A 20,632-nucleotide genomic window follows, 5' to 3' on the forward strand; every position below is an offset into this window, starting at 1 on the left:
GATGTTTTTACTCTAAGCCGATTTGTATTGTTGAAAAGAAAGTAAAAATATAAGTCCAAGTAAACGTATTTTTTGGAAATTATAAATAGAAATGTTTCTTCTAAAAGTAAATATCTTGGTTTGAAAATTGAATTGGTGTTTCAAAAGGAATCTTATTAGATCATAAAATCGATTTTTTGAATTTTTAGTTTTTGTTTTCAATTCAAACGGAAATGGATTTTCTAAAATAGTTTTTCTTGTAAAATTAGAGCGGGGGAAATCGATTGGATTCAAATATTATAAAAAGAAATTTCTAACGGATTCTTTTTAAGAATAAAATTTTACCAAAAAAAAGTGAATTCGATTTTATCCTAATTTACGAATCTATTTTCGAGTTCAGGATGGATTTGTTTGGTCCTAAAAACGAGTGAGTATATCGAAAATTTGTAATTCAAAATTCGAATCGGTTTTTTGTTGATCGTTTGTACGATTTTAAAAAATTTCATTCCCATCTTTTTAGAACCATTGAAACGAAATCTAAATTTGTTTTTTTATCGGAGGCTTAAAAAATATGAGTTTGACCCAAGAAGAAATGGGTGATCTGGTTGGACCCTTATCGATCAGTATTGCTACAAGAGACGCTGAATTAAAACCTCATTTTGCACGTGCATTTGGGGTTCGGATCAGTGAAGATCAAAAATTTATGACGGTAATGGTTCCGAAGGTAATCTTTGAGCCTTGTTTGAAGGATATAAACGATAATAAGCTCATTGCAGTTACTGTTGCCCACATGGCGAACTTTAAAACGCGCCAATATAAAGGAATCGTGCAGGAAATTAAGGATTGTACGGAAGCGGATTACGAATTGATGAAAAGTGTTCGGGAATCAGGAGCGGAAAATAGCGCTCTTTTTTTCGGTCCCAAAGCGGGAGAAGGTTGGAATCAGTATGTCATTCGTCCGTCGGTTGCTGTTAAGTTTGAATTATCAGAACTTTTCGATCAATCACCCGGAATTAAAGCAGGAGAAAAATTGAAATGATTCCAGAAGAATTACAACCTTGTTTACAAGGTATTGTTCCAAGTATCATGGTAACTTGTTCCAAAGAAGGAATTCCGAATGCCACAATCGTAAGTCAAGTGTATCAAGTAGATTCGGATCATTTGGCAATATCGAATCAATTTTTCGGTAAAACACATAAGAATGTTACGGAAAATAAATATGCGATTATCCAAGTTTTAAACCCAGAAAATCTAGAACCTTGGCTGATTGACATTTATTATAAAAGAACGGAAACTGAAGGTGAACTTTTCGATGCAATGGAGATGCAGTTAGAAGCGATTGCGTCTATGTCCGGTATGAGTGACGTATTTAAACTCAAAGCGGCAGATATTTTCGAAATACGTTCCGTTCGGAAATTTACGGAAGCTAAGGAGTCTTAATCGTGTCCGATAATCAAGATGTTGAGGATTTTAAGAAACAATTCGTAGAGAACCAGAAAGGAATCGAGGAACTCAATCAGAAACTTCATCGAAAGACAAGAGAAGTGGAGATCATTCAGTCCATTTCGGCCGAGATTCTCAATACTCTTGATTTGGGGGAAATTTTTGAACGAATCATGAAGGTGATGGATGAAGTTTTTGGCTTCAAACACGCTATGATTCTGATGGTGGAAGAAGGCACGGAAACTCTAAGTGTAAAGGCAAGCCGTGGATACGAACAAGGTGGTGTGGGAGCCAAAGTTGAATTCGGCCAAGGTGTAATCGGTGTGGTCGCTAAAAGAAAAAAAATCATGCGTATGGTCGGAATTACGACTCAGATGCGTTATGCGGGACAGATCGGTCAATCTATGGGAAGGGAAGAAAAACAAATCGAACTTCCCGGCTTGAAAGATGCAAAAAGTCAGATTGCAATTCCATTGCTTGTCAAAGACAAATTGCTCGGAGTTTTTGCAGTGGAAAGTGCAGAGATGAACGCTTTTAAACTTTTGGACGAAGTAATTTTAAGCGTAGTGGGAAATCAAATTGCGGTAGCTATTGAAAACGCAGCGGCGTATTACACTCAACAACAATTGTCGGAAGCTTACAGCCGATTTGTACCTAAGGAACTTCTTTCTCTTCTTAGTAAAAAATCGATTTTAGAAACTCAATTGGCCGATCAAACGGAAGGTTTGATGACTGTGATGTTTTCGGACATCCGTGGTTTTACTACAATTTCCGAAAAGATGACTCCGAGTGAAAACTTTCAGTTTATCAATAATTATTTGGGAATGATTGCTCCCGTAATTAAAGAACATAACGGTTTTATTGATAAGTTTATTGGAGATGCGATTATGGCTATCTTTCCCGCTCGTGCAGAAAACGCAGTAGAAGCGGCTTTAGCAATGATGAAAGCACTGAAACAATTCAATGAACTTAGACAGAAGGAAAATCAGGATCCGATTGATATTGGTATAGGAATTCATACGGGTCATTTGATGCTCGGAATCATAGGTCACGAAAATCGTATGGAAGGTACGGTGATCGGGGATAGTGTGAATCTTGCGTCTAGAATTGAAGGTCTTACAAAACAATTCAAATGTTCGATCATTGTGAGCGAGGTTACGATTGCTTCTTTGAGAGACCCAAGTCGTTTTACGCATTCCTTTTTAGATGAAGTTACTGTAAAAGGAAAGTCTCAACCGATTAAAGTCTATAAGATCGAAAATTCGGTATAACTTAAAACGATTTTTGCGATCCGAACTAAGAGCCGGTCTCAAAACTACCTATCAAAAAAGTTAAAAGCAATGATAGAGCTTGCGAGATAAAGAGATGCAAGATAATTTTCAGATTTTCTTTCCCAACGAATTAGGATAGCCCTGAATCGATTGTGCCAACTGTTAGTTCTTTCAACGACCCATCGTCTAGGTTTTCCTTTATATTTACCAATGAGAGGCTTCTCACCTTTTTTCCGAATATGAGATTGAATGTTTCTTCTTTTGATTAAAACTTCTATATCTTTGAAATCATATCCTTTATCTAAACAAAGATGTTTTGGTTTCTTTTTTCTTCTACCGGAAAAAATCAGGATTGAATTCAACGTATCTTTTACAGCGTGTTTATCATGAACATTGGCTCCACTCAATGTTATGGCCAAAGGAATTCCATTTCCATCTGTAAGAATATGCCGTTTAACCCCCAATTTGGCACGGTCTGTAGGGTTTTTCCCAGTTAAGCTCCCCCTTTGGGAGCTTTAACCATTGCCGAATCCATCGAAGCCCAGTCCCATGCTATCTGATTCTTTACATCATAATATTTTAAAATAGATTTATAAATCTTTTTGAATACTCCTGCTCGTTCCCATTCTTGAAATCTTCTGTGACAAGTTTGGCCAGATCCAAACTCATTCGGAATGGCACGCCACTGACAGCCTGTTTTCATTCGATAGATGATACCGGCCATTACTAATCGTGTTGGTACTCGATTGCGACCTCCTTTCGGATTTACCTTTTCTTTCGGGATCAATGGGGCTATTTGTTTCCAAAGTCCATCCGGTATCTCTGAATAATATTTGTCCATTTCACAAGTAAATAATTACGATTCAAAAGTACAACCAGTTTTGAGACCGGCTCTTAGTGAAAAAATTTTGAACTTAAAAAACGAACCGATTTTAAAAGGTAAATAAATAACGATTCGGTAAAATGAATTTATAAATGGAAATTATCTTTTTCGGAATTGATTCGTTTTTTAAGTAGATAAGGTTTGGCATTCAAAAAAAGTAATAGTTCTCACATTTCTAGGATTGAACTTTGAAAATTGTAGGAGCTACTACTATAAAATACAAAAAAATCATCGTCCGTCTAATCAGATTTTTGCACAAAACCGCTGTTTTACAGTCATCGTCAAAATTTAAATCCCATTGTAAGGTGAATTTTGACTGAGAAGGAATTTTCTAAAAGTATGAGTTCCTACAATTTTAGAATTTGTTCGTAAAATCGTGATTTGTGGTAGTTCCCACATAATTTTACAAACAAACCTAAGTTTTGTGGTAGTTCTCGCAATTGAATAAGACAGATTCAATTGTTATAAACTTCTATTTTATAAATTGTGAGAGTTCCCACATTTCAAGAATCGATCTATCAAGTTCAGATTCTAACTTTTTTCAGAATCATGATCCTTACGTCGTGCTCATGTTAAATTATTTGTCCTAGGAAGAAATCATTTCTTCACTCTTTACGAGAGCTCGAAATGCTTTACCAAAACCCGCTTCGAGTCCTGTGTTTTTATGTTATTTTAAATTTTGCCGATGGTCGGACTCGAACCGACACAGAGTTGCCTCCGGTGGATTTTGAATCCACTGCGTCTACCAGTTTCACCACATCGGCGGTTTGATTACAAGGGTGATTTTAATCGTCTACTTCGATGTATTTGCCTTTGCCACGAGCTACGATTTTTCCGATTTCGTTTTCAATTTCTGCTCTGTTTTCGATCACTTTCTTGTTCTTTTTAACAAACCATCCGCGTAGATGGAGAGGTTGATTGACGAATGCAGGTTGTAGAAAACGAATGGTAAGTTCGCCCGTAGTTGTTTTAAAATTCATGGCTTCGTTGATTTTTACCATGATTTCGTCTAAGATCGTAGATATAATTCCTGGATGAATTACATCCGGTTGACCTTGAAACTTTTCCGGACAAGTGAAATCACCGTATGCGGACTGTGTATCTTCGTCAAAGGTGATTTTCAATTGAAGTCCGTCCGGATTGTCTGGACTGGATCCAAAACTTAAGTTTGCCCGAACCGAAGCTTTCATAAGTCAGGAATATACTATACATCCATGACGTCAATTACAAAAAGAAGTTCGAGTGGGTTTAAGATTACTATCTGGTTTGGTCGATTTTTAGAACAGTAGCTTCTTCTCATGACAACACTTCTCTTATTCATGTTAGGTCTTTTATCCGCTGGAGCAGGGGCCTATACTTTATTCAAAGATAAACCTGCTCCGAAAGATTCTGATCCTGGGAAATCTTCTTCAAAAACATCAAGTGGTGAACCCCACACAGATTCCAATCTTAGAAACGATAGAGGAAAAGAAATTCCTGTAGATTCCCAGAGTGTTCAGGAACAACAACCTTTATCGGAAAGAGAATCTAAGCAGGAAGATCCCCAAAAACATAAAGAAGAATTTCCAGGACTTCGTAAAAAGCCTAAATTAAATCTGAAAAACAAAGTAGATGATATCATTCGGAATAATTCTAAATTTGCAAATCATCGTCGTCCTTTAATTAATGCGGAAGCTCTCGTTGATAAAGAAAGTTACAACGGTGCATTAGAAATTTATAAAAGAACTAAAACTCGTATTCCAGATGAAGAAATTCAAAATAAGATTCAGGAGAATATTGATCAGATTCAAGACCATCTTGAAAGCGACGAGGACGAAGTCTATCGTCCTGATCACTATGACGGACCTCCGATTCCTTTAGGTGATCTGGTTCGAGCAATTAAAGACATCAGTGAATCGTTAGGCGACACTATTGCCAAAGGATTTTCGAATCCAATTTCTATTCCTCTTTCTCCTTGGGATCCGGGGGCCATTCCGGGGCCTCCTACAACACCCGAAAAATTTCCTCCTGGTCCGGTCTCTTATCAAATTGTGAGCCCAGTTTCTCCGGAAGAACATATTCCTCTTCCTAGTCCGGGAACTCCTATCAATAGAGAAAGTTTTTCTTCAGGAGGTGGGGCAGGTGGTGCGGGAACTCCCACTTCTGGTGGAGCAGGGACTTCAGGAGGCGGGGCAGGTGGTGTGGGAACTCCCACTTCTGGTGGAGCAGGGACTTCAGGAGGCGGAGCAGGTGGTGCGGGAACTCCCACTTCTGGTGGAGCAGGGACTTCAGGAGGCGGAGCAGGTGGTGCGGGAACTCCCACTTCTGGTGGAGCAGGGACTTCAGGAGGCGGGGCAGGTGGTGCGGGAACTCCCACTTCTGGTGGAGCAGGGACTTCAGGAGGTGGGGATGGTACAGATCCACAATCTTATTCTGAACCAAATGCAATGGATCTTCCGGATGATACTTTCTTTTCGGAAGAGTGGGAAAAATTTAAGGATCTTCCCTTAGTTGATCGTAGAACGGGGGAGAATCGTAGATCTGGAACAGATAGACGTGCTGGTTCTAAGCGAAAGGATCGAAGACAAGGTGAAGACCGAAGAAAAGAAGATCTTTTCAAACTTAGAGATGAATATCTCAAACAAAAAGAGGAACAAAAAAAAAGAGAGAGGGAGGAAGCGGATTTTGAGGCGGAAGAGTCGGCTGACTTTGATTGGACGGAAGCCCCCGTTCGAGATGAACTACCTCCATTTTTAGCCCCGGTTCTTCCTAAAATCGAATTAGTACCAATCCGACTTCCGGATCCTCAGGATAAAACGATACGTCCTGAAGAAGAAAAAACTTCTCAAACTCCTAGTTCCACTCCGCCGTCGGAAGAAATTCGGCTAGAGGCTCCTACAACTTCAGAGACTCCGGAAAAAGCACCTACACCATTAGAACTTCCTAAAATAGGTCTTCCTGATCCAGAATATCAGAAGACGGGAGAAACAACTCCTGAAATTCCTCATCTTGCTCCAGCTTCTACTACTGCGGACGAGGAGACACCCGAGATAGAGGTCCTAGAAGGAGGACTGGAACCTCTGGGTGAAGACGCAAAGGAAGAAACTGGAGGAGACGAATCGACAGGAGGTTCTAAAGAAGAAGAACCTAGAATGATCCACGGGATATTGGAATTAAAACCTCCCGAAGTGGATGACGCTCCGTTTCTGACTCTTACTTACGATTTTGATAAAATTCCTCATGCATTTAAACTATCTAAGAATTATAGTATTATGGAATACTCATATTACAAATATAAGCCTATGCTTGTTAAGGCGCAGGAGTTTGCGAGAAGAAAGATGCTGAAAAATGCGTTAAACTATTATCGAGTTATTAAGTCTCAGAATATTCCTCCTGAACTCAGAAAGATGATCAATAGAAACATAAAGGATATTACGGAGTTTATGGAAAAATATCTAATGGCAAAAGGAGGATGATTTTTTTTCGACAATATTTGTTAAAAAAAACTAACAAAATGCCAAGAGATTATTCTAAAATTTTAAAAGAAAATAACCCCGTCATTATTCAAAACTATAGAATAACATACTAATCTAATCGTTTAGACTTCAATAATAGAGTTGTTAAAAAATGAATTCTCCATCTGTTTTGTTGCATTACTCATAACTATATAATAAAGCACCTAATATTTTGCATAAAATCAGTGTTTTGTGATAAAATTAACAGCACTCAATTTTATAGAGATTAGTAAAATGGACAATTGAAGCAGTTTTGCAAATTTTTACTTTCAACAACTCTAATATAGATCTGTCGGAATTACGACAAATCCTCTGTAAAACTGAGTTCCCGCCCTTATTTTTGGGTGGGGGTAACTCAATGAATTGCTTCCCATGGGTCGCAATTCAGGTGGAGAAATTCGGAAGACTTTTCTCTATCAGAAAAACATGCTTTTTGCAAGTAAAAAGACTCATTCTTGTCGGAACACTTGAAAAATGTGCGTTTTTGAGCCCACAACGCGATCCGTAGAGAGCGTTGTGTTGAGTTCAATTTTGATTCTAAAATCCTATTCAACTTGTGGGGTTGGTTACTACGTAAGGAAGCAAAGACGGCTTTAGTTTCACAAAAATGTGGGATCTCACACAAAAAAGCCAACGATTTCAAGTTAGATATAATTTTTTGAGAATTTCTGCGTCTTTGTAAAGTTCCTCATTCATTTTCTGATATTATTTTTATGCGTCCGAGTAGTAAAAGTATGAGTTCCCACATTGTAGAATCGATCTGCAAAGTTTAGATCTCAGTTTTTTTTAAAAATGGATTTTATACTAAATTCAAGTTAAATTAGTTTTGGACTTGTTTGTAAAAACTAAAAAAAAATAGCAAAGGATTTCAATTTTTAACAGTTAGAATGTATAAAAATGATACTTTGAAGTATGACCAAAAGTTAGATGTGTGGTTTTACCCAACAAAAGTCATCTATTACACGTTAGGTGAAATTTGTAAGAACTGAAGCATCTTTGTAAGATTGGCCGCTAATTTTCGGAACCATTTTTATACGTTCAAACATTAACAAGTCGTGAGAGTTACGATCTATAAAGTTTTTGAGGTTTTTCTAATTCGTTTTTGAATCCTGACTTTCCAAAGAAAAATAACGGTGTATATTAAATCCCAAGGTCCATTCTTTTTTATCGTAGTCATAGTCGGCTCCACGCAATAGCTGAGTGTGAGCGATGGATCTACTGTTCGTCACGAATAGTTGAAAAACATGGCCTCCGGTTTCGAAGTCGACTCCAAAACTCATAGGAACGGACATATATTCTACTGGTTTAGAAAGTAGAATATTGTTAATAATTACGTCTAACGTTCTTCCATTCGCAATTAGTTCGTTAGCTTCTGAAGTAGAATATTCCAAACCGTTGATTTTCGTTTTTCTATCTTCTGCCGTGTAAGAATCGCCTATATAATCTCTTTTAGGAGTCAGAATTGTTCCAAACGTAAAGTCCAGACGTTTAAAAACGTGGATTCTAAAAGAAACATCCAATCCGGTTCTGTCATTGGAAAGATGTTCTTTGACAAAATTTCTATGAACAAACATAGGAGAAAGCTGGAGAGAAAACACATCACCGAACCTTCTTGAAACTAAAAACGAAGCAAGGGAACTTTGTCTGTCTGAGTAAGACAGTTCGTAAGTATTCAACCTCTTTTCTAATTGAGAATCAAAACCCGGAAAACCGGTGGAGGCTTTAAGATAAGGACCGTAGAATTTAGATTGTTCTTCCGTTTCTTGACCGAAAACTCCGAAAAAACTTATGGTCACTGGAAAATTAGAATCTTGAGTTAAAAGGCGGATTTTACCTCTTGCTTCGTATGTTTTTTGAAACGAAGTTCTAGCAATGCCGATTGTAATTCGATCGGTAAGACCGTAATCTAAAGAAAGTTGAGTATTGGCACCGTTGTCTAAACCGAAAAAATCGTAAGAAGTGGATTTTGCATTTCCGAAACGGTGATTGAATCGGAAATCCAAACCGTTTTTACCAACGTCTTCGGTGCTAGGCATATGAATCAAACTACTTCCTAAAAACGTAGATTTTCTTTGTTCTTGCGCGGATAAAGAGAAAGATAAGAGGATCAATAAAGTAAAAGAAGAGACTAAGAGCGGATTTTTTTTAAAGATCATATTTTATATTGCCATAAAACGAATGTTTCGATTTTAATTTTTTCATTCAGTTTCAAAATTACTAATTTAGGAATTTCGATTTTAAAATCGCTCAGTAAAATTTCAAAATCGGAATGGATCAAAAGATCTTTTTCTTTTTCCTCAAAGTTACCTTGAACTCTAACGTTCTTTTTTGTAATTCCGTGTAAGGTAAAATCTCCTTCAACGATCACCGTTTTAGAAGTTAGGTCCCATTTCAAAATGTTTCCTTGAAACGTAGCGTATGGAAAATTTTCTGTTTCGAGATAATTTTCGTGCATATGCTGATTCATCAATCGATTGGGAACGTTAAGATCGTTAAGATTAATTTGAAAAGAAAATTTTTTTGATTTTAGATCCGCGTTTCCTTCCGCCTTTTGTAAGGTTCCCCGGATCGTTTCCTGGGGGGCCTCGCTTAAAAAACGGATGTCTGCTTCTTTAACGATCCATTCTTCTGAAAGTTTTTTTTCGCTTTGTAACGAAGAATGGAAAACAAATTGAAAAGTCAAAAAAATTAGAAAAATAGAATATATCAATCTTCTAAAAATCAAGGGTTGGCTCCTTTCAAAATCCAACAAAAAACCGCTTTATTGATCGAGTCGTTATTGTTGATTCTCATAGAACCTGTATTGATTTTTTGAAATAAAAGGCTGTTTTTAGGATCGTTTACGGTTACACGACTACGAACCGAATTGTAGGAAGTTACGTCAAATCCAGCGTTTAGGTTACTTGGATTGTGACAAGTCGCACAAGAGCTGGTTCCCGCTTGGTTTAACGTAGAAAATGCGGGAGCAGGATTGGTACAATCGGCGCTTGTGGGTTCTTGCAAAGGTGCGGTAGAATTCAAAAGAAAAGCCATAAGTTTTAAGGAATCTTCCTTATCCGAGCTTTTTTCATCCTGACAACTCCATAAAATGGAACAAATACAAAAGATCAAAATTCCAATTGAAAACGGTTTACAAATTTCTTTCATACAATTCTCCCTTAAAAAACGAATTTACAATAGGTGTGATACCTTTATTGAATTTCAATCTTATAATGAACTTAAATTCTAAATTTTATAAAAAAAATCTTTTTAAGAAAATTGGAATATTTTACTTACAAATCGCTTGTACTGCCCGATTGTTTTTTAGAAAAGATCAGATCTATAAAATTCTTAGAAACGTCTTATGATTTTGATTGTTGAATCGTTTCGTTTCAAAACTTTCTGGAAGCGTTTCTGAAAATTTTGCTTTGAAAAAATAGAAGGAATCAATTTGAGACGGTATTGGATATAATTTTTATCAATTCATAGATCTAACATTTTTAAAGAACAGTTTATGAATTTTGAGATGAATTCCGGTTTGGAGTTTGGATAACTATATAATAAAGTACCTAATCTTTTGTATGGAATCAGTGTTTTGTGATAAAATTAATGGTACTCAATTTTATAGAGATGAGTAAAACCTCAAAAGTTCTAAGCGGATAATACTTTATAAGTTTCTAATTAAGTACTGGAGTTTTTATAAAAACTGTGCATCCAGATGGTTTGCGAACTTTTGAGAGATTCTTGATTGTTCGGAAATATATAATAAAGCACTAATGCAATATCTTGACACACCAATCCAGTGAAGTTTTGCGTAAGAAAGATTGGATGAATTCGCCGCCGCCGGACCACGCTCTTTGGCTCTGGCCAATAAAATTGAATGCATAAAATATTAGAGTTGTTGAAAAATTAATTCTCCATCTGTTTCTATTTTATGCAAATCGACAATTGAAGCAGTTTTGTTAATCGCCACTATGGAATTTTTCAACAACTCTATTATATAATAATTATATTTAGTTTTAATATAAAATTCGACCCTTAGCAGAGTGTTTTGCTTTAGTTCTTGAACGAGATTTGTAGAGAGAGTTGTGTGAGTTTAATTCTGATTTTAAAATCTTCTTCAACTTGTGTGGTTGGTTATGATAGAGAACGTTCTGCTTTAGTTTCTCTACGCTTTCGCATGGATTATCCAGAACTAACGTTAATCGACGCCTTATCACAACATTTACGGGTATTTGTTACTCGGACACACGAAAGTAATACTTTGCAAACTTGTTTTAAAATTTAGAATCTCCTTTAAAAAGGAGACAAATCTAGGATAAACGTAATTTTTAAGAATTTCTACATCTTTGCGAAAATAGATTATTCATTTTTAGTACTATTTTTAGGCGTCCGGGTAGTAATTTATAGGGATAGGTAGTAGTTTCTAATTGTTAAACTTTATTAATATTCTAATTTTTAGATAGAGTCTGATATGGCGCTCGACTAGAAAGGCGAATATCTTTTTGCTCTGAGTTCGGCATAGGATCAATCTAATTGTGAGTAATTGTTTGTTTTTTGGGATAAATATATTTTAAGTATATTTTAAAATTATAATGTAACTAATTTCTATCAAAACAAAGCAGGTTATTGAATTGGTCCGATGGTAGATTGAAAGCTTTAATTTTTGGATTTTGATAAAAAAGAACGTGGATTTTTGGAATTAAAAATGTAAAAGGTTTAGGAAAACTGTGATTGTATTTGTATACGATTTCCTTTTAAAAAATTGAAACTGATTTTTTAATACGACAATTGATTAGAATCCTTTCCTTTTGAAGAAAGCGGCGGTAAATATACTACTACTCGGACGTATAAATAGAATACTTGGGTTAGATTGTTTCAAAAATTTGAATGTTTGGGTCCTGCTCTAAAATGCCTAATCCCAAATTCGGCCGTTAATAATTGGATACTATCTTCATGTGTCCGAGTAGTAAAAATGAGAACTCTGTTACATAATTAGCAGTGATTAAATTCTATATCCATAGATTTCTGAATTCTACGTCTAAACGAGGATTTGTTTTCAAAATAGTAGACTGATTTATAATGTAAGTTTTAGATTCAGGCTTAAAAACTGCTTCAAAGTTTAGTCTCAACCTTTCTAAGAGACTGAAAAGGTAAATCAATATAAACTCTATACAATGATCTATTAGATACTATCTTTTTGTTCGATTTTGAGATTTGTCTTTTAGAGTTTTAAGAAAAGGTTCCATTTAAAAAATGTAAAAGTCTTTCTCAAAAGTTCTTTTTTATAATTTTATTAGGTTTAAGATGTGTTGTATATTTTTGAAATAAATTATAAAAAAGAAAATGAATCATTTATGAATTTTATTTCGTCATAAAAAGATGAACGTTCTTTCAGTGAGTTCAAAAATAAACCTTTGTATATGCCGGAGCTAATCCTTATGTTTAGAGTCTTTCTAAAGTTTTGAAGATTTGACATCTCTCTAACTTCAAGTTTACTTACTTTATAAATTTGTACTCTTAAAAAGAGATTCAATTTTTAAAAAACTTGACTGAGTATATATCAAGGCAACCATGAAACGCTTTAAATTCTATGAAAACTATATATATATTCATGCAGAGACTGGGAATAAGAACAAAGCTAATGCTTCTATTTGGATCGGTACTAATACCGATTGCTATCTTAGTTGCACTGGCTTTAACGAACACTAAAGATAGGATTGAGGACATCGAAACAATTTACGAGGATCGTGTAATTCCTCTGAAACAATTGAAGAAGATATCCGATCTTTATGCGATTTTTATCGTAGACTGTGTTCATAAAGTAAGAAGTGGCACTTTCACACCGGAAGAAGGAGTCGTTAACCTCGATAAGGCGACTTCAGGGATTCAGGAGGAATGGACCGCCTATATGGGAACTCGTCTAGCTCCGGAAGAAGAAGCAATTATCCGAGATTTGACTCCTCTTTTTGATGCTTCTAACGCCGCCGTAACAGAAGCCAGAGAACTGATGGTTACCAAAAACTTTCAGGAATTAGGAGCGTTTGCGGACAATCGTTTGTATCCTAGAATTGATCCAGTGACGAATAAAATCGAAGAGCTGATTCAACTTCAACTTAAGATTACGGATACGATCTACATCAGAGCGGAAAAGGAATTCACCTATAGTTGGTTTTTGTTTATTCTTCTCTCTGGTATTACTTTGACCTATATTTTTTTGATCGCTGTGTTTTACTCAATTCGATTAGTCAAAGGATTAAATACGGTAAGTAATGCAGTCAAGAACGCGGATTTTTCTCATCCTGTAGAAGTAGAGGAAGACTCAAATAAAAAGGACGAACTTTATCTTTTACATCTGGCGTTTCGTTTGTTCCAGATCAAAGTTAGAGAAATGTTGAATACGATTTTGAACTTTTCCGAAAGTATTCTGGCTGCTTCTGAACAACTTTCTAAGTCTGCGGATCATCTTTCGGCTAACGCACAATCGGAATCGGCCTCGATCGAGGAAATATCGGCGTCTGTGGAAGAGATCAGTTCCGGAATGGAATATGTAAATCGAAACGCCGAATCCCAATACGCTTTGATTTCTTCGTTTAACGGAGAAATGCGAGAGCTGGAAGGAATGATTAACAAGGTAGGGGATGCGGTAAAAAATTCTTTGGAAAAAATTTCGGATATGTATCTGAAAACGGATTCCGGTAAAAAAACGATGGGGGATCTTTCCGATAGTATGGAAAAGATCGAAAGTAGTTCTGTCGAGATGCAATCCATTACTGCGATCATCAAAGAAATATCAGAAAAAGTGAATTTACTTGCACTGAATGCTGCGATCGAAGCGGCAAGGGCGGGAGAACACGGCAGAGGTTTTGCCGTAGTAGCGAGTGAAATTACAAGGTTAGCGGAACAAACGGATTCCAGTGCGATGACAATCGAAGAACTGATTAAAACGAGCAATGCGGAAATCGAAACGGGTAGAAAGATCGTAGAAAATTCTGTTCGTGTGTATGCTGAAATTTTAAGTGGTTTGGAGCATCTGAAAGAATCTTCTAATCAAATTGTAGCTACGATGGCGCTTCAGCAAGAGAAAAAGGATAAGATTCGTTCTGGAGTGGATCAGGTGTATGAGAAGTCGGAAGATATACGCAGTTCTGTTAAAGAACAAAAAATTGCAGTTTCGGAAACTGCAAACGCGGTTTCTAATATTTCCATTACGGTTCAAAACAGCGCTGCAAATTCGGAAGAAATCGCAGGAAGTGCAATTGGTCTTTTGCAGATTGCAAAAAAACTGCAAGATACAATGAATTTTCTGAAGAGTTGAAACCCTTTCTATTTTTTAAAAATAAGTTGTGAACTGGTAACTCTGTATCTACGAATTATCAATTGTTTTTACAGAGTTATCTTTCTTTTGAGTCTTAATCTTAACTATATAATAAAGTACTTAATATTTTACATAGAATCAGCATTTTGCGATAGAATTAACGGTACTCAATTTTATAGAGGTCAGTAATCTTATAGATTGAAAAAAAATCTTAGAACCTGTTCCAAAACTGGGACGGTTCTTGCAGCATACTCTTTTTGATAAAATACAATTAGATTTTAAGACGCGTTGTTGATGAAATTAGAGGATGATCCTATTCTTTAAATTTTCAATACAGAGTTCATTTTTGAGATTTTTATCTCAGATTTCCGATCTGAAAAATTTTACTGAATGAATTTTTAGAAGATAAAACTAAGAATCAATATGAAATTAACAATAGGATCTATTCACGTCGATTCTAACTCAGACACTAAGGTATTTCTTTCCGAAAAAGATAACTCTTCTCCCATTCGAATCTGGGAACTTTCCGATTTTTTGAATTCCATTAGATTTTATGAATGTAGGTTTGTTATTACGGAAGTCGTTGTTGGTTTTGTTTCGCTTTCCAATATTAATTTTTTAGAATACCTTCCATCGGTGCAGTCACTATGGATTTTGACTTCAAATATCAAAGATTTTTCTGCTCTTAGTCTAATAACCAATCTTAAAAAATTAAGAATAGATAGGGTTTCGGCCGGATTGGGAGATGTGTTATTACATTTGCAAAATCTTGAAGAGATTTTTTTAGACCATTGGGTACAAGGTGCAGAGAATATTTTTGAACTTAAAAAACTTAAAAATGTATCTTTACGTGGATGTGTCTTTGAAAATTTGAAAGGTATGATGAATTTGAAAGACTTGAAGCATTTATGGTTACACGGAGGAAAGATAAATAGTCTTACTGGCATACCTACTAATATCGAATCATTGAGATTGACAAGGATTCCAAATATTCGGTCTTTGGATGGACTTTCGCTTTGTTCTTCTCTTTTAGATTTGAGGGTTGATTCCTGTAAAAAGATAATCTCGTTGAATGGAATCGAAAATTGTATCGCGTTAAACATTTTATCTATGATTGGATTAAAACTGGAATCTCTGGAACCGGTTCGTCATTTGAAACGTCTAGAGTATGTTGTGTTTGCAGGAGTTACCCGTATATCAAATCGTGTTGATGTATTGTATAATCTTCCTATGTTAAAAGAATTAATCGTTCCCAAACATGCCCATTTGGATTTAAGTCAGTTTCCTGAAGGTTGTAATGTAAGAGTAGTTAATTAACGTGAGTTTTACGTAATAAAATTAGGGCGAATCCGGCTTGCCACAGGCAGCCGGACCAGGCTCTTTAGCTTCGGTCAAGTTATTGTGAAACTACAGAATCAGATTCAATTTTCATAAAATACCAATAACTTGATCCTAAAACGCGACCCTTAGGAGAAGAGAGCCGTTTTACTAAGTTCTATAAAAATAGTGTAAATGTCTTCTTATGGTTCGGCATTCAGAACTTGGAACAAAAAGCGCGATCGCTTAAAGTATTGCAAAATTACTTCCTTCATTGAAAAAAATATTTCGCTGAAACAACGCGTATCCTCTTTTGTTCATTGCAATAAAATTTTGATTTGGAAAATCCGTCGCATGAACTTTTTTACAACACAGATTCGTTTTAAAAAAATCGGAATGGTTCTTTTGATTTCTATCTTTTTTTTCTTCAACGAGGTCGAAGCGCAAGAGCAAATTGTGGAAGTAAAAGCTTACACAAATTTAATAGAGGCTTCCAAAATTCTTCGGATGTTCGTATTCTGCATTTGAACGGTCAAGGATTTAAAAATCTTCCGAGACAAATCGGAAATCTACAAAATTTAACAGAGTTGAATTTAGGGAGCAATTCACTTACGACAGTTCCTAAAGAAATCGGAGAACTACGGAATTTAAAAGAGTTGGATTTGAGTTCCAATTCTCTTTCGGTCAAAGAGAAAAAGAGAATTCGAAAGTTACTTCCAAAATGTTCTATCATCTATTTCTGAATAACGACTTATTATACGAACTTTCAAAAACATTTGGAAATTACGAATTCGCCCTCGGGATGTTTACGTTAATGTAATAAACGATGATCTTTGAATGTTACAAGTTGCTGTTAAACGCGCTGTTTTTAATTCTGTTTCAAAAGTAGAATTCAAAAATGGATTTTTATCATCCTTTGAAGTATCAAAACCTGGATTCAACAAAAGCATTTTTTTATCTACAAACATGTCCGATTCATTATAGTTTTCTCGCCGAATCTTTCCTCTTTTCTCAACAGATTTCTCTTGCTTGCGAAGTCCTATTTAGAAATCTTGGAACGGAAAACTTGTTTTATCCTCTAAAGAGGAAGGGAATCCGGTTCAAATCCGGAGCTGAACCCGCAGCTGTAATCGTCGAACAAGATTTCGCAAAAAAAGCCACTGCGTAAAATGCGGGAAGGCAGCGAAATTGACGAAAGCCAGAAGACCTAACGAGTTAAAATACAAACTGATGGGACTTTCGGGAGTTAAGGTCGGGTTTGAAAAATAGGCCTACGTTTACTATATTCCCAATGGGGAATTACCGATTTTTCGATCCCTTACCCCAAATAAAAATGGGATCAAATCGATACATTCAAATTTTAAAATATTCTGTAATTCTATTTTTCCCCGTATTGGGTAAAACTTTAAACTCACAGGATCATACTTCAAACGTGGTTTCCTCTCCAAAGACGGAAACCGTTCAAGTGATTGGAAAGGTTTCAAATTCCGGTCCCCAAAATTTCCGTTCCAATCCGAGCGGGTTTCAGACTGCAATTCAATTGGACGAAACCTCTGCGCGTTATACGTCATTGCCGGAGGTATTGGAAAGAGAGGCCGGTCTTAGGGTCCGGTCTTTCGGCGGATTGGGATCCTATTCTACACTTTCTATTCGTGGTACAAATCCGAATCAGTCTAGAATCTATTTGGACGGGATTCCGCTGAACAATTCACAAGGAGGAGAAGTAAATCTCGCGGATCTTCCTTTTGATAGTTTAGAAAGTGTGGAAGTATATAGATCCGGAAACCCGATCGGTTTTTCGGGATCTGCGATCGGGGGTTCTGTCAATCTGGTAACCAAAAAGGATTCCCAAAAGCCAAAAACCAGAATCAATTTAGGGGGAGGATCATTTAACACTGGAAAGGCGAGTGTTTCTCATACTGGTAACTACAAAGGAATAGGAACCAGCTTTTTAGTGTTAGGTGAAAAGTCCGATCAGAATTTTTCCTATAAAAACGATCACGGAACAGTCGTTTTAAACACGTTAGACGATACTATTGATAGAAGAAAAAATGCGGCCTTTGAAAGAGCGGCTCTTTTTGGATCTCTAAAATACCAGATCGGAAAAACGGAACTGAAGTTCTTAAATGATTTCAACCATAGAATTCACGGACTTCCCGGGCCTGGATCCAATCAGACAGATAGGGTTCATCGAAAATACGACAGAAATACGAGTTCTTTTGCTACAGACACTAAAGGGCTGTTTGTAGATTCCTTTCGGTTGGAAACCAGAAGTTTTTATACGGCGGCTAAAGATGATCTTTACGATCCTCTTTCTGAATTTTCTAAAGGAACTCCGAATTCCAGAGCGGAAATCAGGCAAGCCGGTTTTCAAATTATACCTACCTTATACTTAACCGACTATCATCAGATCTTGAGGGGATTTATGTCTTTGGAAAAAGAATCCTTCGATCGGGAGAGGTTGACTTCTTCTAATGTAGTAGGAAGGGTGGAACCTAAAAAAGAAAGAACTTATTCCTCCTTTCGTCTGGAAGACGAAATCCGTTTTTGGAATTCGAAAATACTTTTGATACCTTCTGTGACTTGGGATCACTATAAGGATCGTTTTCCTTCCGAGGAACCCTGGTATCGAAGACAGGATCCGCTTGCGAGTGATCTAAAAAAAACTACATTCACAAATCCTAAATTAGGTTTTGTTTGGAAGGTATTCGAAAAAGAAAGTTGGGATGTTCAGTTTCAAGCAAACGCGTCCAGACAATATAGGATTCCTTCTTTTTTAGAAATGTTTGGGGAGCAAGGAAGTATCGTCGCAAATCCCAACTTAAAACCGGAACAAAGCGAAAACGGAGACGCAGGTTTTATATATAAAACGAATCATTCATTCTTAAAAACAAAAACGAGTGTTTCTTGTTTTAAAAAAGACATGAGGGATATGATCTTGTTTTTGCCAAATTCCCAGTTTACGCTCAGGCCGGAAAATGTAGATTCCGCTAAAATTAGAGGATTAGAATTTTCTCATAGAGGAGATTGGAAATACGGAATTAAATTTTTATTCAACTATACGTATCAAGAAGCTATCAATACTTCTTCTTCTCCGTATTTACATGGAAAAACACTTCCTTTGAGACCCAGACACGAATTTTCTAGCACGTTTTCCTGGAAAGGAAAGAAACTGGAAACCGGAATAGAATTATTGTATATCGGAGCCGTGTTCAGGGATAGGACCAACGAATATATCAATTATATTCCGGAAAGACAGATCTGGAATTATTTTTTCACTTGGGTACTTGACTCTGAATCGAAAGATTCTGATTTAAACGGAAATTCGAAAGAGATAACGAGAGAGGTTCTTTTAACCTTTGAAGTCAAAAATTTTACAGATAAAAGAATATCCGATCTGATTGGCTATCCTTTACCTGGAAGAAGCTGGTACACAACTTTGAGTATGAGATTTTAAGATGAGGACAAAATTTAAGGTTTTTATTTTATTCTTTTTTTTGAATGTATTTTGTAGAGACATTGAAAGGCCTTCTTTTTTAAGTCTGCTTCTGATTCAAAATTTACCTGGAAACATAGGAGTGGTTACCACGGATTTCGGAGGAGGAGGTCGGTTTAAAGTAATCAATCCAACTCTTTTTTACACTTATCCCGGATTGACTCCGATCCATTCGGATGCGGTCGCCCGATTTGGAAACGGAAAAGTATATGTATTAAATCGATTGAATCGGGATAGTATTCAGGTATTGGACCCGAATTATGGATTTATCACCACTTCGGAACTTTCGCTCGGTTCTAAAGTCAATCCTGTGGATATGGAATTTGCAAGTGCATCCAAAGCTTACGTGAGTCTTTATGGGGCCAATCAATTGATGATCGTAGATCCGACCTATATGACGATCACTGGTTTTATTGATTTAGGAAGTTATGCGGAATCTTTTTCTCTTGGAGCTTCTCCGGACGGAATTCCGGAAATGAGCGGATTAAAAATAGTGGGGGATTCTCTCTTTGTATGTTTACAAAGATTAGATCGAAACGATCCTTCCGGATACTTTCCACCGAACACGAATTCTATTTTGTTGGAACTCAATATATCTACGGATCAAGTGGTCGGAACTTATACTTTCCCAAGTTCTAATCCGGTCGGAAAACCGCAACTCGTGGAACTTTTCGGAGAATCTCATCTTATCATTGCGACTCCCGCTAGAATGGGATTTCAAAGTCAGATCGATGGAGGAGTGAGCGCGTTTCGATTATCGACTCGAACTTTTGTTTCTAGATTTTTATATTCAGAGACGATTGCAGGAGGAGATATATTATCCGTTCAGATCAAATCCGACACGATGGGTTACGTAGCGGTATTGGATTCCGGATTTACTAAAACCTTACAGGTATTCAATCCGAGTACGGGAGAAAAAATTTCCACCTTACTTACAATTCCTACAAGTTACGACGCGAGTCTTTCCAGTGTTCTATTGGCATCGGATCAAATTTTATATGTGGGGAATACACAGTTTCAACAACCGGGAGTAACTATGTTTGACACCGAAAGAGGGAATCGATTGTTGACTCCCACTCCTATTTCGGTCGATCTTCAACCCTATGATATTATAGAATTAAAATAGATTGAAAATCTAAAGTAGTATAGTTTTAAAAAAATCTATGTCTATTAATTTATAAGAGATTTTTACTCATCTCTATAAAATTAACGTGAGCAGTACGTAAAAAAATTTTAGGTCAATTTTTTCGTAAAAAATAGATGTGGGAACTCATACAATTGATTGAGGATTCAAAAGTTACATTCGATAAAATATACTTTGAGTTGGATGGAACTGAAATAGAACTATTTTAATGTGAGTTCGATATAACGCGAAAGGGATCGATGAATGAACTAAAGCACAACGCTTTCCTGAACTCAGCGTCTCGCTTCTACGGTCGCTCGACAGGTTGC

14 protein-coding genes, 1 tRNA gene, 2 pseudogenes and 1 riboswitch are annotated in these 20,632 nt (G+C 36.4%); of the genes and pseudogenes, 9 read left to right on the forward strand and 8 right to left on the reverse strand.

The window, feature by feature from the left end; all coding sequences use genetic code 11:
- Positions 1 to 550: 550 nt before the first annotated feature.
- From LEP1GSC049_RS223795 to LEP1GSC049_RS223785, 3 genes are read left to right on the forward strand one after another with little or no spacing between them, the layout of a single operon-like run.
- Entirely contained in the window at positions 551 to 1,018 is a 468-nt protein-coding gene (locus LEP1GSC049_RS223795) for a hypothetical protein (RefSeq protein ID WP_004753837.1), read from the forward strand.
- Positions 1,015 to 1,419, forward strand: coding sequence for a pyridoxamine 5'-phosphate oxidase family protein (locus LEP1GSC049_RS223790; RefSeq protein WP_001974506.1), 405 nt, complete (start codon positions 1,015 to 1,017; stop codon positions 1,417 to 1,419). The genes LEP1GSC049_RS223795 and LEP1GSC049_RS223790 overlap by 4 nt, the downstream gene beginning before the upstream one ends.
- Before the next feature lie 2 nt (positions 1,420 to 1,421).
- A complete protein-coding gene (locus LEP1GSC049_RS223785; RefSeq protein WP_004755058.1) occupies positions 1,422 to 2,693 on the forward strand; it encodes an adenylate/guanylate cyclase domain-containing protein in 1,272 nt (423 codons plus the stop codon).
- 44 nt (positions 2,694 to 2,737) lie between these two features.
- Here the strand turns inward: LEP1GSC049_RS223785 and LEP1GSC049_RS2000000227255 are convergent.
- The 3 genes from LEP1GSC049_RS2000000227255 to LEP1GSC049_RS223770 form a co-directional block, all read right to left on the reverse strand.
- Positions 2,738 to 3,534, reverse strand: a protein-coding gene (locus LEP1GSC049_RS2000000227255) for an IS5 family transposase (protein ID WP_162833666.1) whose coding sequence is annotated in 2 segments (ribosomal slippage) — positions 2,738 to 3,189 and positions 3,189 to 3,534 — 798 coding nt in all. Because the reading frame shifts where the segments join, the coding sequence is not laid out codon by codon here.
- 722 nt (positions 3,535 to 4,256) lie between these two features.
- Positions 4,257 to 4,340, reverse strand: a tRNA-Leu gene (locus LEP1GSC049_RS223775).
- A gap of 21 nt (positions 4,341 to 4,361) precedes the next feature.
- A complete protein-coding gene (locus LEP1GSC049_RS223770; protein WP_000648186.1) occupies positions 4,362 to 4,766 on the reverse strand; it encodes a PaaI family thioesterase in 405 nt (134 codons plus the stop codon).
- Between the two features lie 129 nt (positions 4,767 to 4,895).
- Between LEP1GSC049_RS223770 and LEP1GSC049_RS223765 the strand changes: the two genes are divergently transcribed.
- Entirely contained in the window at positions 4,896 to 7,031 is a 2,136-nt protein-coding gene (locus LEP1GSC049_RS223765) for a hypothetical protein (RefSeq protein WP_004762968.1), read from the forward strand.
- A gap of 1,130 nt (positions 7,032 to 8,161) precedes the next feature.
- Here the strand turns inward: LEP1GSC049_RS223765 and LEP1GSC049_RS223760 are convergent.
- The 5 genes and pseudogenes from LEP1GSC049_RS223760 to LEP1GSC049_RS2000000225360 form a co-directional block, all read right to left on the reverse strand.
- Entirely contained in the window at positions 8,162 to 9,226 is a 1,065-nt protein-coding gene (locus LEP1GSC049_RS223760; protein ID WP_004754833.1) for a DUF5777 family beta-barrel protein, read from the reverse strand.
- A complete protein-coding gene (locus LEP1GSC049_RS223755) occupies positions 9,223 to 9,795 on the reverse strand; it encodes a YceI family protein (RefSeq protein WP_016560496.1) in 573 nt (190 codons plus the stop codon). The genes LEP1GSC049_RS223760 and LEP1GSC049_RS223755 overlap by 4 nt, the downstream gene beginning before the upstream one ends.
- Positions 9,792 to 10,217, reverse strand: a complete 426-nt coding sequence (locus LEP1GSC049_RS223750; RefSeq protein WP_004761477.1) for an LIC11213 family lipoprotein — start codon at positions 10,215 to 10,217, stop codon at positions 9,792 to 9,794. The genes LEP1GSC049_RS223755 and LEP1GSC049_RS223750 overlap by 4 nt, the downstream gene beginning before the upstream one ends.
- A 529-nt stretch (positions 10,218 to 10,746) precedes the next feature.
- On the reverse strand, positions 10,747 to 10,935 hold the full coding sequence (locus LEP1GSC049_RS2000000228980; protein WP_004755434.1) for a hypothetical protein: 189 nt from the start codon (positions 10,933 to 10,935) through the stop codon (positions 10,747 to 10,749).
- A 1,385-nt stretch (positions 10,936 to 12,320) separates the two neighbouring features.
- Positions 12,321 to 12,585: pseudogene (locus LEP1GSC049_RS2000000225360) on the reverse strand (hypothetical protein).
- Positions 12,586 to 12,693: 108 nt separating this feature from the next.
- Between LEP1GSC049_RS2000000225360 and LEP1GSC049_RS223740 the strand changes: the two are divergent.
- The 5 genes and pseudogenes from LEP1GSC049_RS223740 (at position 12,694) to LEP1GSC049_RS223720 (ending at position 20,306) form a co-directional block, all read left to right on the forward strand.
- Positions 12,694 to 14,367, forward strand: coding sequence for a methyl-accepting chemotaxis protein (locus LEP1GSC049_RS223740; protein ID WP_016560472.1), 1,674 nt, complete (start codon positions 12,694 to 12,696; stop codon positions 14,365 to 14,367).
- Between the two features lie 423 nt (positions 14,368 to 14,790).
- A complete protein-coding gene (locus LEP1GSC049_RS223735; protein WP_016560444.1) occupies positions 14,791 to 15,684 on the forward strand; it encodes a leucine-rich repeat domain-containing protein in 894 nt (297 codons plus the stop codon).
- Positions 15,685 to 15,879: 195 nt separating this feature from the next.
- A pseudogene (locus LEP1GSC049_RS2000000225365) lies at positions 15,880 to 16,427 on the forward strand (leucine-rich repeat domain-containing protein).
- A gap of 307 nt (positions 16,428 to 16,734) precedes the next feature.
- A riboswitch (cobalamin riboswitch) is annotated at positions 16,735 to 16,913 on the forward strand.
- Positions 16,914 to 17,017: 104 nt separating this feature from the next.
- Positions 17,018 to 19,141 carry a TonB-dependent receptor plug domain-containing protein gene (locus LEP1GSC049_RS223725; protein ID WP_016560514.1) on the forward strand — a complete coding sequence of 708 codons (2,124 nt, stop codon included), beginning with the start codon at positions 17,018 to 17,020 and terminating at the stop codon, positions 19,139 to 19,141.
- 1 nt (position 19,142) lies between these two features.
- Positions 19,143 to 20,306 (forward strand): YncE family protein, encoded by a 1,164-nt coding sequence (locus LEP1GSC049_RS223720; protein WP_004763015.1) that lies wholly within the window; start codon positions 19,143 to 19,145, stop codon positions 20,304 to 20,306.
- Positions 20,307 to 20,632: the final 326 nt, after the last annotated feature.

The organism is Leptospira kirschneri serovar Cynopteri str. 3522 CT (genome assembly GCF_000243695.2).
GTDB classification, from domain to species: domain Bacteria; phylum Spirochaetota; class Leptospiria; order Leptospirales; family Leptospiraceae; genus Leptospira; species Leptospira kirschneri.